Raw genomic sequence first — 13,583 nt, 5'->3', positions numbered from 1 at the left:
GCCCGTCGATAGCTTCGCCGGACGGACAGTCGATTCCGCCCAGCGGAAGTACGGAGGCGTCTCATGGGGCAGCAGCGGACGGTCGCGACCACCTTCGCGAGCACGGTGACGGAACGGATCGGCGCCTCCCTCGCCGGCGTCGACGCCGAGCTCGCGCGCCGCTACCCGGGCGACCCGGGCACCCGCCAGCCCGTCCACACCGTCTACGTCCCCGCCGACGCCCTCACGGCCGGCACCCCGCGCTCCTGGGGCGACCAGGCGCTCGACGCGCTCGACGCGCACGCCCCCGACGCCGGCGCCTTCGCCGCCGTCCTCGGCATACCCGACGACCTCGCCGGGCCCGTCCACGCGCGCGTACGGGCGAAGCTGGAGCGCGAGCCGGTCGAGGACCTGCGGATCGACTTCGAGGACGGCTACGGCCCGCGGCCCGACGACGAGGAGGACGCGGCGGCCGCGCGCGCCGCGGAGCTGGTGTCCCGGGCGTGCGCCGACGGCACGGCCACCCCGTACGTCGGCATCCGCATGAAGTGCCTGGAGGCCGCCGTCCGCGACCGCGGCATCCGCACCCTCGACATCTTCCTCACCGGCCTGATGGACGCGGGCGGCCTGCCCGGCGGACTCGTCCTCACCCTCCCCAAGGTGAGCTACGCCGAGCAGGTGGCCGCGATGGCGGGGCTGGCCGAGGAGTTCGAGAAGGCCCGCGGCCTGGAGAACGGCCGGCTCCGGTTCGAGATCCAGATCGAGACCACCCAGGCGGTGCTCGGCGCCGACGGCCGCGCCACCGTGGCCCGCATGATCGACGCCGCCGGGGGCCGGGCCACCTCCCTGCACTACGGCACCTTCGACTACAGCGCCGCCTGCGGCGTCGGCGCCGCTCAGCAGTCGCCCGACCACCCGGCGGCCGACCACGCCAAGGCCGTGATGCAGGTCGCCGCCGCCGGCACCGGCGTCCGGCTCTCCGACGGCTCGACCAACGTCCTGCCCGTCGGCCCGACCCCACGGGTCCACGACGCCTGGCGGCTCCACCACCGGCTCGTACGGCGCTCGCTGGAGCGCGCGTACTACCAGGGCTGGGACATGCACCCGGGCCACCTGCCGACGCGCTACGCGGCCGTGTACGCCTTCTACCGGGAGGGGCTGGAGGCCACCGCGGCGCGGCTCACCGCGTACGTCGCCCGCTCCGGCGGCGACGTGCTGGACGAGCCCGCCACCGCGCGGGCGCTCAGCGGCCATCTGCTGCGCGGTCTGGACTGCGGTGCCGTCGACACGGCGGAGGTCGCCGGGCTCACCGGGCTCTCCCGCGCGGACCTCGACCGGCTCGCGGGGCGGGCGAAGTAGCGGGGGCGTCCCCTGCCGGGTCCGGGCCCGGAGGAGGGCTCAGCCCTCGGCGGGCGGGAGTTCGCCCGAGCCGCGCACGACCAGACGGGTCGGCAGCTCCACCCGGCGGGGCGGCTCCAGCACACCGTCCAGGCGGCGGAAGAGCCGCTCGGCCGCCGTGCGGCCCAGCCGGGCCGCGTCCTGGGCGACGACCGTGACGCCGGGGGAGAGCAGGTCGGCGAGCTCGAAGTCGTCGAAGCCGACGAGCGCGACCGGGCGCCGCGCCCCGGCGAGGACACGCACCACCGTGACCGTCACGCGGTTGTTGCCCGCGAACAGGGCCGTGACCGGCCGGGCCCCGCCGAGCATCCGCTCCGCCTCCCGCCGGACCCGCTCGGGGGCGGTCGCGCCCAGCGACACCCAGGCGTCGTTCACGGGCAGCCCGGCGTCGGCCATGGCCGCGCGGTAGCCCCGCAGCCGCTCGGTGGCCGTGTGGATGTGCGGCTGGTCGCCGAGGAAGCCGATGCGGCGGTGACCGTGCGCGATGAGGTGGGCGACGCCCTCGCGGGCACCGCCGAAGCTGTCGGAGAGCACGACGTCGGCGTCCAGCAGGCCGGCCGGGCGGTCCACGAAGACGGTGGCGACGCCCGCGGCTATCTCCGGTTCGAGGTAGCGGTGGTCGCTGCCCGCGGGGATGACGATCAGGCCGTCGACCCGGCGGGCGCAGAACGCCAGTGCCAGTTCGCGCTCGCGCTCGGCGTCCTCGGCGCTGGAGCCGTTGATGAGCAGCGCCCCGTGGGCCCGGGCCACCTCCTCGACGGCGCGGTTCAGCGGCGCGTAGAAGGGGTCGGCGAGGTCTTCGAGGACGAGCCCGATGGAGGCGGTCCGGCCCTTGCGCAGGATGCGCGCGCTGTCGTTGCGGCGGAAGCCGAGAGCGGTGATGGCGTCCCGCACCCGCCGCTCGGTGTCCGGGGTGACGCCCGGCTCGCCGTTCACCACCCGCGAGACGGTCTTGAGCCCCACCCCGGCGCGCGCGGCCACGTCCTTCATGGTCGGACGGGTGCCGTAGCGCTGCTGGGGGCTGTTCTCGACCACGGTGCATCTTCCTTCGCGCGGGACGCCGGGAGTACGGGGTGACGTCGAGCATAGAGCCTGGACAACGTTGTCAACTCTGGGGAGACTGACGACCTCACGCCATCCCGCACGCCGTGGACCAGGAGAGATCGCCTCCATGCCCGCCTCCATGCCCGCCTCAACGCCCGTTTCCGTACCCGCCTCCCCGGACCCCGGTCTGGTCGCGGCCCTCGACATCGGCGGAACCAAGATCGCCGGCGCGCTGGTGGACAGCCGGGGCCGGCTGCTCGCCCGCGCGCGGCGGCCCACGCCCGCCCGGGAGGACGGCGCCACCGTGATGGGCGCGGTGGCCGAGGTGCTCGACGCGCTCGCGGCGGACGGCGGGTGGCCGCGGGTGCGCGCCGTGGGCATCGGCAGCGCGGGACCCGTGGACGCCTCCCGAGGCACCGTCAGCCCGGTCAACGTCCCCGGCTGGCGGGGCTACCCGCTGGTCGAGGAGGTGGCGCGGCGGGTGGCCGGACGCCCCGTCACCCTGGTCGGCGACGGCGTCGCGATGACCGCCGCCGAACACTGGCAGGGCGCGGCACGGGGCCGGGCCAACGCCCTGTGCATGGTGGTCTCCACCGGGGTCGGCGGCGGCCTCGTCCTCGACGGCCGGCTGCACACCGGACCCACGGGGAACGCAGGGCACATCGGTCACATCAGTGTCGACCTCGACGGGGACGCCTGCCCCTGCGGCGCCCGCGGCTGCGTCGAGCGCATCGCCAGCGGACCCAACATCGCGCGCCGGGCCCTCGACGCCGGCTGGCGCCCCGGCCCCGACGGCGACCGGTCCGCCGCGGCCGTCGCGGCGGCCGCCCGCGCCGGGGACGCGGTGGCCCTCGCCTCCTTCGAGCGGGCCGCCCAGGCGCTCGCCGCGGGCATCGCCGCGACGGCGACGCTGGTGGAGATCGAGGTGGCCGTCATAGGCGGCGGTGTGGCGGGCGCGGGCGACATCCTCTTCGCGCCGCTGCGCGCGCGCCTGCGCGACTACGCGACGCTGTCCTTCGCGGCCGGCGTCGAGGTGCTGCCCGCCCGGCTCGGCCCGGACGCGGGCCTGGTGGGCGCCGCCGCCGCGGCGGCCCAGGGCACGGGGCTCTGGCAGGTGCCCGGGGCACGGTGACGGCGGCCCGGTCGTAGGGCGGGCCCGACGGCGTCGGTACGGCCCGCTGGACGCCCCCGACCTGTCGGCCCGTCACGACCCCCGCACCCCGGCCATCCCACCCACCACACCCGGTCCCTGGCGCGACGGCGTACGCACCGGTCGGCGTGGCCGGGAGCGCGCCGGGCAAGGCCCGCACGGGGGCGCGAGGGCGGAAACCGGACGCCGTCGGGCGTCCGGGAGCCCCGCCGTGCGTCATGCCGCTCGCACGCGTTTCCGTGGCAAGGTGTTCCGGGCACGTCACAGGGGCCTACGGAGAAGGGGGAACCGTGATCGTCTGGCTTAACGGCGCGTTCGGTGCGGGGAAGACCAGCACGGCGAGGGAGCTGACCGAGCTGGTCCCGGGCAGCACCCTGTACGACCCCGAGGTGATAGGCGGGGCGCTGGGACACCTCCTGCCGCCGAAGAGACTGGGCGAGGTCGGTGACTTCCAGGACCTGCCGATCTGGCGCCGGCTGGTCGTCGACGCGGCGGCCGCGCTGCTCACGGAGGTCGGCGGGGCGCTCGTGGTCCCCATGACGCTGCTGCGCCAGGAGTACCGCGACGAGATCTTCGGCGGGCTGGCCGCGCGGCGCATCCCGGTCCGGCATGTGCTGCTGGACACCGACGAAACGATCCTGCGCGGCCGCATCGAGGGCCGCGAGGACTACCCCGACGACCCCGGACGCACCGAGTCCGTGCGCCAGTGGTGCCGCGACCACATCGGCCCCTACCGGGCCGCCCTGCCCTGGCTGCGGTCCGACGCCTTCACCCTCGACACCGGCGCGCTGACCCCCCGCGAGGCCGCCGGGCGGATCGCCGACGCCCTGCGCACCGGCGCCGCCGGCACCTGCGCGATCGTCCAGACCCCCGAGCCGCGGGCCGAGACGCTGGCCGCCGGCGTGCTGCTCTTCGACGAGGAGGACCGGGTGCTCCTCGTCGACCCCACCTACAAGCCCGGCTGGGAGTTCCCCGGCGGGGTCGTGGAACCGGGCGAGGCGCCCGCCCGCGCCGGCGTGCGCGAGGTCGCCGAGGAGTTAGGCGTCGAACTCCCCTCCGTGCCCCGGCTGCTCGTCGTCGACTGGGAGCCGCCGAACCCGCCGGGCTTCGGCGGGATGCGGTTCCTCTTCGACGGCGGCCGGCTCCCGGGCGCGGACGGGGACCGGCTGCTGCTGCCCGGCTCGGAGCTGCGCGGCTGGCGCTTCGTCACCGAGGACGAGGCGGCCGGGCTGCTGCCGCCCGTCCGCCTGAAGCGGCTCCGGTGGGCGCTGCGCGCCCGGGAACAGGGCCGCCCGCTCAACCTTGAGGCGGGCGTGCCCGTCGGCTGAGGTCCGGCCCGCGCCGTGCCCGGCGAGGGTGCCCGTACGGGCACCCTCCGCCCGCCGTGGAGCGGCGTGGCGGCGTCAGCTCCGGCTGTCCGCGTAATGGGTGAGGAAGAGGGCCTCGGCGAGCGAGAGCCGCTCCAGCTCCTCCGGGGAGACGCTCTCGTTCACCGCGTGGATCTGGGCGTCCGGCTCGCTCAGGCCGATCAGGAGGATCTCCGCCTCGGGGTAGAGGGCGTCCAGCGCGTTGCACAGCGGGATCGAGCCGCCCATGCCGGAGATCTGCATCTCCTGGCCCGGGTACGCGACGCGCATGGCCTCGGCCATCGACGCGTACGCCGGGCTCCCGGTGTCGGCGCGGAACGCCTGGCCCTGGCCCACCTGCTCCACGGCCACCCGGGCGCCCCACGGCGCGGCCGACTCCAGGTGCGCCGTCAGCAGCTTCGTCGCCTCGACCGCGCACGTGCCCGGCGGCACCCGCAGGCTGACGAGCGCCCGCGCGCCCGCGTGCACGGCCGGGGTGGCGCCCACGACCGGCGGGCAGTCGATGCCGAGCACCGTGACGGCCGGGCGCGCCCACAGGCGGTCGGCGACGGTGCCTGAGCCGATCAGGCCCACCCCGTCGAGGACCTTGGCGTCCTTGCGGAACTCCTCCTCCGGGTACTGGAGACCCTCCCAGGCCGCGTCCGACGGCAGCCCGTCCACCACGGTCGTGCCGTCCTCGGCGCGCAGCGAGTCCAGGATGCGGATCAGCGCGGCGAGCGCGTCCGGCGCCGCCCCGCCGAACTGACCGGAGTGCAGATTGCCCTCCAGCGTGTCCACCTGGACGCGGACCAGCGTCATGCCGCGCAGCGTCGCCGTCACGGTCGGCAGGCCCACCCGGAAGTTCCCCGCGTCACCGATGACGATGGCGTCGGCGGCCAGCAGCTCCGGGTGCTCCTGCGCGTAGCGCTCCAGGCCACCCGTGCCCTGCTCCTCCGAGCCCTCCACGACGACCTTCAGGTTGACCGGGACGCCGCCGTGCTCCTTCAGCGCCCGGATCGCGGTGAGGTGCATGATCAGGCCGCCCTTGCAGTCGGCGGCACCCCGCCCGTACCAGCGGCCGTCGCGCTCGGTCAGCTCGAACGGCGGCGACAGCCAGGCGGCCTCGTCCAGCGGCGGCTGCACGTCGTAGTGCGCGTAGAGCAGCACCGTGGGGGCGCCCGCCGGACCCGGCAGGAAGCCGTAGACCGACTGCGTGCCGTCCGGGGTGTCCAGGAGCGCCACGTCCGTGAAGCCCTCGGCGCGCAGCGCCCGGGCCACCCAGTCCGCCGCGGCCTCGCACTCGCTGCGGGGGAACTGCGCCTCGTCCGCGACCGACGCGAAGGCCACCAGCTCCGCCAGCTCCGCCCTGGCACGGGACTGGAGGGCGGCGACGGTCTCCGCGAGCGCGGTCGGCCGGGGCGGGACGGGCGAGGACGGTTCCATGGGAACGCTCCTTGGGGGCGAGGCGTTATATCCGTACGTACGGGCGATTGTCTGCTGATCCTCCCATGGTCCGTCGCACGGCTCCTCCCTGGACCCCGGCCGTCCGCGCCCCTTCGGACCCGGCCCCGGATCCCCCCGGAGCGCGGGCGACGGCCTTCCCACGGCGGAGCGCGGGGCCGGGGGGCCTTAGGATGCGGGCGGTAGCCCTAGCCGGTGATCGAGCGGGAGTAGAAGCACAGGTGAGCAGCGACAACGCAGCCCAGGACGCGGAGCGGGACGCGACCGGGGGTCAGGAACCGGTGTGGGACGTCGTGGTGGTGGGGGCGGGCCCCGCGGGGGCCTCGGCCGCCCACGCGGCGGCGTCCGCGGGCCGCCGGGTGCTCCTCCTGGAGAAGGCCGAACTGCCGCGCTACAAGACGTGCGGCGGCGGCATCATCGGCCCCTCCCGGGACTCCCTGCCGCCGGGCTTCGAACTGCCCCTGCGTGACCGGGTGCACGCCGTCACCTTCTCGCTCAACGGGAAGCTGACCCGCACCCGCCGCTCCAAGCGGATGCTCTTCGGCCTCATCAATCGCCCCGAGTTCGACGCCGCGCTCGTCGACTCCGCCCGCGCGGCCGGCGCCGAGGTGCGCACGGGCGTCACGGTCTCCCGGGTCGAGCAGCACGGCCCGGCCGTGCCCGACCGGCGCACCGTCGCGGTCGTCCTCGGTGACGGCACGACCGTCCTCGCCCGCGCGGTCGTCGGCGCCGACGGCAGCGCCGGGCGCATAGGAGCCCACGTCGGCGTCAAGCTCGACCAGGTCGACCTCGGCCTGGAGGCCGAGATCCCGGTCCCGCCGACCGTCGCCGAGGACTGGGCCGGCCGGGTGCTCATCGACTGGGGCCCGATCCCGGGCAGTTACGGCTGGGTCTTCCCCAAGGGCGACACCCTCACCGTGGGCGTGATCTCCGCCCGCGGCGACGGCTCGGCCACCAAGCGCTATCTGGAGGACTTCATCGCCCGGCTCGGCCTGGCCGGCTTCGAGCCCAGCATCTCCTCCGGGCACCTCACCCGCTGCCGCTCCGACGACTCGCCGCTCTCGCGCGGCCGGGTGATCGTGTGCGGTGACGCCGCCGGACTGCTGGAGCCGTGGACCCGCGAGGGCATCTCCTTCGCCCTGCGCTCCGGGCGGCTGGCGGGGGAGTGGGCCGTCCGCATCGGCGAGGCGCAGGACGCCGTCGACGCCCGCCGGCAGGCGCTGAACTACGCCTTCGCCATCAAGGCCGGCCTCGGCGTGGAGATGGGCGTCGGCCGCCGCATGCTCGCCTTCTACCAGCGCCGCCCCGGCCTGATGCACGCCGCGCTCACCGGCTTCCGGCCGGCGTGGCAGGTCTTCGTGAAGATCACCCGGGGGACCACCACGCTCGCCGAGGTCGTCCGCACGCACTCCATGGCCCGGCGGGTGCTGTCCTCGATGGACCGCTGACGGCGCCGCCCGGCGCGTGGAAGGGCGGGCTACTCCCCGGGGAGCAGCCACGACCACCCCGTGCGGTGGACGCCCCGTGCCCGCCCCGCCCACTAGCGTGGCCGGTATGGGTCGCGACAGACGGGCGCCGTGGGCGCGCGAGGACGGCGCCGGGCCGCCGTGGGAGCGCCGGCCGGGCGGCCGGGGCCCGTCCCGGCGGCTGCCCTGGCCCTCCACCCTCGCGGTCGCGCTCGTCCAGCAGGCCGGCAGCCACTTCGCGGCCCTGAACCAGCCCGACCGGGCGCCCCTGGACTCCTTCGCCCGGGTCCTGCTCGCCGTGGGGCCGGCCTTCCTGCTGATCCGCCACCGCCGTCCCCGGGTCGCCGTCTTCGGGGCGTCCGCCGCCACCATGCTCTACCTCGGCGGCGGCTACCCCTACGGCCCCGTCTTCCTCAGCGTCGTCGTCGCCTGCTTCACCGCGATCGTCGCGGGTCACCGGCGCGCGGCCTGGTGCGCCGTGGCCCTGCTCTGGGCCGGGCACCTCCTCCTCGCCCACTGGCTCTACCGGTGGCTGCCGCCGGGCGGCGACGGACCGGCGCCCTGGAACGAGGAGTGGGCGCCCGCCGCCTGGGCCGTGGCCGTCGTCGTCGTGGCCGAGCTCGTGCACGTACGCCGTGAGCAGTGGGCCCGCGAGCGGGCGGAACGGGCCATGGCCGAGCGCCGCCGCGCCGACGAGGAGCGGCTGCGGATCGCCCGCGAGCTGCACGACGTGCTGGCGCACAGCATCTCCGTCATCAACGTCCAGGCCGGGGTGGGCCTGGCGCTCCTCGACGAGCACCCCGAGCAGGCCCGCGCGGCGCTCGTCACCATCAAGGCCGCGGGCAAGGAGGCCCTCGGCGAGGTCCGCCAGGTCCTGGACACCCTCCGTGCCCCCGGCGAGGCCCCGCGCGCGCCCGCGCCCGGCCTCGACCGCCTGCCGGAGCTGGCCGAGCAGGCCGCCGACGCGGGCCTGACCGTCGACATCTCCACGGAGGACGTGCCGGCCGGTCTGCCGCCCGGCACCGAACTGGCCGCCTTCCGCATCGTCCAGGAGGCCCTCACCAACATCGTCCGCCACTCCGGCTCCCGCACCGCCCGGGTCCGGCTGAGCCACCGGGACGGCGCCCTCGAACTGCGCGTCGACGACGACGGGCCCGCCGCCCCCGCGGCCAAGGAGGCCCTCCCGGGCGGCGGCAGGGGACTGGTCGGCATGCGGGAGCGGGCCGCGGCCCTGGGCGGTACGGTCGAGGCGGGCCCCCGGCCCGACGGCGGCTTCCGGGTACGTGCCCGGCTTCCCCTCACCGCCCGGCACCAGGAGGAACCGTGACCGCTGACCCGGGCCCCGGCCGCCCCGAGCGGTCCGGGACGCACGGCCCCGGACCGGTGGGAGGCGCGCCGGAGAGGGGCCCGGTCCGGGTGCTGCTCGCGGACGACCAGCTCCTCGTGCGCGCCGGGTTCCGCGCCCTGCTGGACGTCCAGCCCGACATCACGGTCGTCGGCGAGGCATCCGACGGCGAGCGGGCCCTGGCCCTGGTGCGCGAACTGCGGCCCGACGCCGTGCTGATGGACATCCGGATGCCCGTGCTCGACGGGCTCGCCGCCACCCGCCGGATCACCGAGGACCCCGCCCTGGCGGAGGTGCGGGTCGTCATGCTCACCACCTTCGAACTGGACGAGTACGTCTTCGAGGCGATCCGCTCCGGGGCCTCCGGCTTCCTCGTCAAGGACACCGAGCCCGCGGAGCTGCTGCGCGCCGTACGGGCCGTCGTGGCCGGCGACGCCCTGCTCTCGCCAGGGGTGACGCGCCGCCTCATCGCCGAGTTCGCCGCGCGCTCCAAGGCGCCGGCCGAGCCCGCGGGGCTGGCGGAGCTGACGGACCGCGAGCGCGAGGTGATGGCGCTGGTCGGCATGGGGCTGTCCAACGAGGAGATCGCCCGCCGACTCGTCGTCAGCCCGCTCACCGCCAAGACCCACGTCAGCCGCACCATGGTCAAGCTGGGCGCCCGGGACCGCGCCCAACTCGTCGTCCTCGCCTACGAGACGGGGCTGGTACGGCCCGGCTGGCTGAGCTGACCCGGGGCGGCGGCCCGCCGGTCCGGCGTTCGGGAAGGGGCCGGCATCGAGGCGGCGCTGTCCGGGCCGGGGCGTGCCTCTTCCGGTCCGGGGTTTCGGCCGGCTCCGGAAAGGCCCGTGGGCTCGCTCTCCGGCCCACGGCCTTCGCCGCCCGGCTCAGAACAGGGCGTCCGGCCCGGCCGGCTCCGGCGGGCGGACGGCCGCCGTGACCGCCGTCCCCGGGTCCGTGGCCCGCAGCGCCCACCCCGCCAGCTGCCGGGCGTCGACCAGCAGCAGCCGCCCGTCCGCCGTATCCAGATACACATCGGGCCCGGCGACCGCCGCGACCCGGCCCGCTATCGCGCACCCCGGGGAGAGCCCGACCAGACCGGGGCCGGGCCGGAGGCGGTCGAGGTGGAACTCCTCGTCGTGGTGCACCGGCGCGAACGCGCGGACCGCCAGCGACTCCGGCAGACCGGCGAGCCCGAGAGCCCGCCCGTGGAGCTCCGCCAACTCGGCCGTCCGCGGCTCCCGCGCGGGCAGCGGGTGCCGGGCGGCGCGCTTGGCGGCGTACGGGAAGCGGTCGGGGACGGCGAGCGCCGCGCCGAGCACGGCCTCCGCCCGGCGGGCGGCCATCAGCGGGCCGCGGCCGAGCAGCGCGTAGGACAGTGCCGCCTGCTCCCGCAACCGGGCCCCCTCGCGCTCGGCCGCCGTGATCCCGACCTTGATCAGGCCCGGGCCGAACCACGCCAGATAGACGTCGTACGGGCGCGGGTCGTCGGCGACGGTGTCGGCGGCCACGGAGTGCGCCCGGTCCAGCCGCGCGCACTCCGCGCACTGCGCCGAGACGGCCGTGGCCGTCAGGGCCGCGCCGGCCGGGCACGGGGTGTGCCGGCCGCCCCTGCGGACCCCGAGACAGCGCCGGGCGTCGCCGGTGGTGAAGGCCAGCTGCCGCCCGGCGGGCAGCGGCGAGGTGCGCCCGCCGCGCACCGGGTGCAGCCAGGCCAGCTCGGGCCCGGTGGGTGGCCGGCGCACCCCGGCGCACCGCCAGTCGTCGCCTTCCGCGCGCATACCGCCCCACCCCTTCCCGTTCGCCGGCCCCGGGCCCCGCCCGGCTGTTCCCCTGCGTGAAGTGTGTCAGGCGCCACTGACAACGCCCGGGCCCCTCACCGGGTCGCGGCCCGCACCACGTTCCGGGTTCCATAGGCGATCAGCGCGGCCATGGCCGCGAGGCCCGCGACCGTCGTCAGGGCGGTGGGCAGCGAGAACCACTCCGCGAGGAAGCCGATCGCCGGCGGCCCGAGCAGCATGCCGCCGTAGCCGAATGTGGAGGCCAGCGCGACCCCGCTCGGTCCGGCCAGCTCGCCCGCCCGTCCGATCGCGACGGGGAAGATGTTGGCCAGGCCGAACCCGGTGACCGCGAAGCCGACGATCGCCATCCAGGCCGTCGGGGCGAGGGAGCCGAGCAGCATGCCCAGCGACGCCGTCGCGCCGCCCGCGACCAGCGTCCGCGTCTGGCCCAGCCGTTCGAGGAGCGCGGTGCCCGACAGCCGTCCGACGGTCATGGCGAGCGCGAAGACGGAGTAGCCGACGGCCGCGAGGCCCGCCCGCGCGCCGAGGTCCTGCTGGAGGTGGAGCGCGCCCCAGTCGGCGAGCGCTCCCTCACCGTAGGAGTCGCACAGGGCGATCAGACCCAGGACCACGACCAGGCCGCGCCGGCTGCCGGCCGGCTTCGCGCCGGGTGCCGCCGCGGGGGCCACCCGGTCGACGACGGGCGCCGGCCGGGACAGCAGCGCGCGCCCGGCGAGCACGCTCACGACGAGGCCCAGGCCGGTGAGGAGCAGCAGGTGGCGGGTGACGGACAGGTGCCCGGCGACCAGCCCGCCGAGCCCCGCGCCGAGCATCCCGCCGAGGCTGTACGCGGCGTGGAAGCCGGGCATCACCGGCCTGCGCATCGCCGCCACGAGGTCCACGGCGGCACTGTTCATGGAGACGTTGAGCCCGCCGTAGGCGACGCCGAAGACGAGAAGGACGAGTCCGAGGGTGAGCGCCGAGTGGGTGAGCGGCGGCAGGGCGATGCCCAGGCACATCAGCACGGCGGCGGCGACCGTGACCGGGTGGCTCCCGAACCGGCGGCACAGCCGGCCGGTCACCGTCATGGTGGCCACGGCACCCGCCGACACGCCGAGCAGGGCGAGGCCGAGATCCCCGGCCGAGGCGCCGGTCTGCTCCTTGATGGCGGGGATGCGGACCACCCAGCCGGCGAAGAGGAGGCCGTCGAGGGCGAAGAAGAGGGTGAGGGCGGTGCGGAGGCGGCGGAGGTCGGGATCGGTGGGTATCCGGCCGGATCGGCTCGAAATGGCTGTCCGTATTTTGTTCAGCGTCGGCACAAAGTCAGAATAGGGGTGTGACCCAGACTCGGACAACACGTTTGGAACGCGGCCGTGGCGCCCTCGGCCCGGCGCTGGAGCTCGTCCACACCGGCCGCGCCCCCACCCGGGCCGTGCTCACCGCCGAGCTCGGCGTGACCCGCGCGACCGCCGGCGCCGTCGCGGCCGAGCTGGAGGCCCTCGGGCTGATCGAGGTCGACGCGCGCCCCGGCGCCGCCGCCGGGTCCCAGGGCCGGCCCTCCCACCGGCTCTCCCTCGCCCCGGACGGTCCCGTCGTCCTGGCCGCGCAGATCCACGCCGACGGGTTCCGCGCCGCCCTCGTCGGCCTCGGCGGCCGCATGGTCGCCACCGCCCCCGGCTGTATGACCGTACCCGCCGACCCCGCGCACATCATCGACGCCGTCGTCGAGGCCGGAGCGGGGCTGCTGCGCGGGACGGACCGCCGCTGTCTGGGCGCGGGACTCGCCGTGCCCTCGGCCGTCGCCGAACCGGAGGGCACCGCTCTCAACCCGCTGCACCTCTCCTGGCCCGCCGGGGCGCCGGTCCGCGAGCTGTTCACCGAGGCGCTCGCCAAGGCGGACGTCCCCGGTCCCGGCGGCACGACCGCCCTCGGCGTCACCGGCAACGACGTCAATCTGGCCGCTCTCGCCGAGCACCGCCACGGTGCGGGGCGCGGCGCCCGGCACCTGCTGTGCGTCGCCACCGGACACCGCGGCGTCGGCGGCGCGCTCGTCCTCGACGGCCGGCTGCACAGCGGCAGCTCCGGCCTCGCCCTGGAAGTGGGCCACCTTACGGTCAACCCCGCCGGTCTGCCCTGTCACTGCGGCAGCCGTGGCTGCCTGGACGTCGAGGCCGACCCGCTGGCCTTCCTGACGGCCGCGGGCCGCGACCCGGGGCCCGAGGTCTCCTTGCTCCAGCAGTCCCGCGACCTGCTCCGCACGGAGTACGCCGACCCGGCCGTGCGCGCCGCCGCCGAGCTGATCGTCGACCGGCTCGGCCTCGGCCTCGCGGGCCTGGTCAACATCCTCAACCCGGACCGCATCATCCTCGGCGGCCTCCACCGCGAACTGCTCGAAGCCGACCCCGAACGCCTCCGCGCGGTCGTCGCCGACCGCAGCCTGTGGGGCCGCAGCGGCAGCGTGCCCATCCTGTCCTGCACCCTCGACCACAACAGCCTCATCGGAGCGGCCGAGGCGGCGTGGCAGCCCGTCCTGGACGATCCCCTGGCGGCGCTCGGCTGAACGGACCGTCCGGCTTCGTCAGGAGGACCTGACGGGAACGGGGCACGAGGCGGGGA

11 protein-coding genes are annotated in these 13,583 nt (G+C 76.3%); 7 read left to right on the top strand and 4 right to left on the bottom strand.

Translation table 11 applies throughout. The features are described from left to right. Window positions 1-63: 63 nt before the first annotated feature. A complete protein-coding gene (locus tag SMD11_RS03210; protein ID WP_087924964.1) occupies window positions 64-1,338 on the top strand; it encodes a DUF6986 family protein in 1,275 nt (424 codons plus the stop codon). A 39-nt stretch (window positions 1,339-1,377) separates the two neighbouring features. Here SMD11_RS03210 and SMD11_RS03205 read toward each other — a convergent pair whose 3' ends face one another. Then, entirely contained in the window at window positions 1,378-2,367 is a 990-nt protein-coding gene (locus tag SMD11_RS03205) for a LacI family DNA-binding transcriptional regulator (RefSeq protein WP_087930256.1), read from the bottom strand. 181 nt (window positions 2,368-2,548) lie between these two features. Here SMD11_RS03205 and SMD11_RS03200 point away from each other — a divergent pair, with 181 nt between their 5' ends. Continuing rightward, complete coding sequence (locus SMD11_RS03200; RefSeq protein ID WP_234365870.1) at window positions 2,549-3,553, top strand: ROK family protein; 1,005 nt, start codon at window positions 2,549-2,551, stop codon at window positions 3,551-3,553. 308 nt (window positions 3,554-3,861) lie between these two features. Continuing rightward, window positions 3,862-4,899: an NUDIX hydrolase gene (locus tag SMD11_RS03195; protein ID WP_199843785.1), complete on the top strand. Its 1,038-nt coding sequence runs from the start codon at window positions 3,862-3,864 to the stop codon at window positions 4,897-4,899. 75 nt (window positions 4,900-4,974) lie between these two features. Here SMD11_RS03195 and SMD11_RS03190 read toward each other — a convergent pair whose 3' ends face one another. Beyond that, window positions 4,975-6,360 carry a dipeptidase gene (locus tag SMD11_RS03190; protein WP_087924962.1) on the bottom strand — a complete coding sequence of 462 codons (1,386 nt, stop codon included), beginning with the start codon at window positions 6,358-6,360 and terminating at the stop codon, window positions 4,975-4,977. Between the two features lie 239 nt (window positions 6,361-6,599). Between SMD11_RS03190 and SMD11_RS03185 the strand changes: the two genes are divergently transcribed. The 3 genes from SMD11_RS03185 (at window position 6,600) to SMD11_RS03175 (ending at window position 9,917) form a co-directional block, all read left to right on the top strand. Further along, complete coding sequence (locus SMD11_RS03185; protein ID WP_234365869.1) at window positions 6,600-7,826, top strand: geranylgeranyl reductase family protein; 1,227 nt, start codon at window positions 6,600-6,602, stop codon at window positions 7,824-7,826. A 106-nt stretch (window positions 7,827-7,932) separates the two neighbouring features. Then, a complete protein-coding gene (locus SMD11_RS03180; RefSeq protein ID WP_087924960.1) occupies window positions 7,933-9,171 on the top strand; it encodes a sensor histidine kinase in 1,239 nt (412 codons plus the stop codon). 56 nt (window positions 9,172-9,227) lie between these two features. Beyond that, window positions 9,228-9,917, top strand: coding sequence for a response regulator (locus tag SMD11_RS03175; RefSeq protein ID WP_087930254.1), 690 nt, complete (start codon window positions 9,228-9,230; stop codon window positions 9,915-9,917). A 156-nt stretch (window positions 9,918-10,073) separates the two neighbouring features. On the opposite strand, the gene SMD11_RS03170 is transcribed toward SMD11_RS03175, so the two are convergent. Beyond that, entirely contained in the window at window positions 10,074-10,967 is an 894-nt protein-coding gene (locus SMD11_RS03170; protein WP_087924959.1) for a DUF2797 domain-containing protein, read from the bottom strand. Window positions 10,968-11,062: 95 nt separating this feature from the next. Beyond that, the gene (locus SMD11_RS03165) at window positions 11,063-12,286 is read right to left on the bottom strand and encodes an MFS transporter (RefSeq protein WP_087924958.1); all 1,224 of its coding nucleotides are present in this window, start codon (window positions 12,284-12,286) and stop codon (window positions 11,063-11,065) included. A 17-nt stretch (window positions 12,287-12,303) separates the two neighbouring features. On the opposite strand from SMD11_RS03165, the gene SMD11_RS03160 reads away from it, so the two are divergent. Continuing rightward, a complete protein-coding gene (locus SMD11_RS03160; protein ID WP_087924957.1) occupies window positions 12,304-13,527 on the top strand; it encodes an ROK family protein in 1,224 nt (407 codons plus the stop codon). Window positions 13,528-13,583: the final 56 nt, after the last annotated feature.

This window comes from Streptomyces albireticuli (assembly GCF_002192455.1).
Taxonomy (GTDB): domain Bacteria; phylum Actinomycetota; class Actinomycetes; order Streptomycetales; family Streptomycetaceae; genus Streptomyces; species Streptomyces albireticuli_B.
This window is presented reverse-complemented; position numbering and strand designations above follow the sequence as displayed.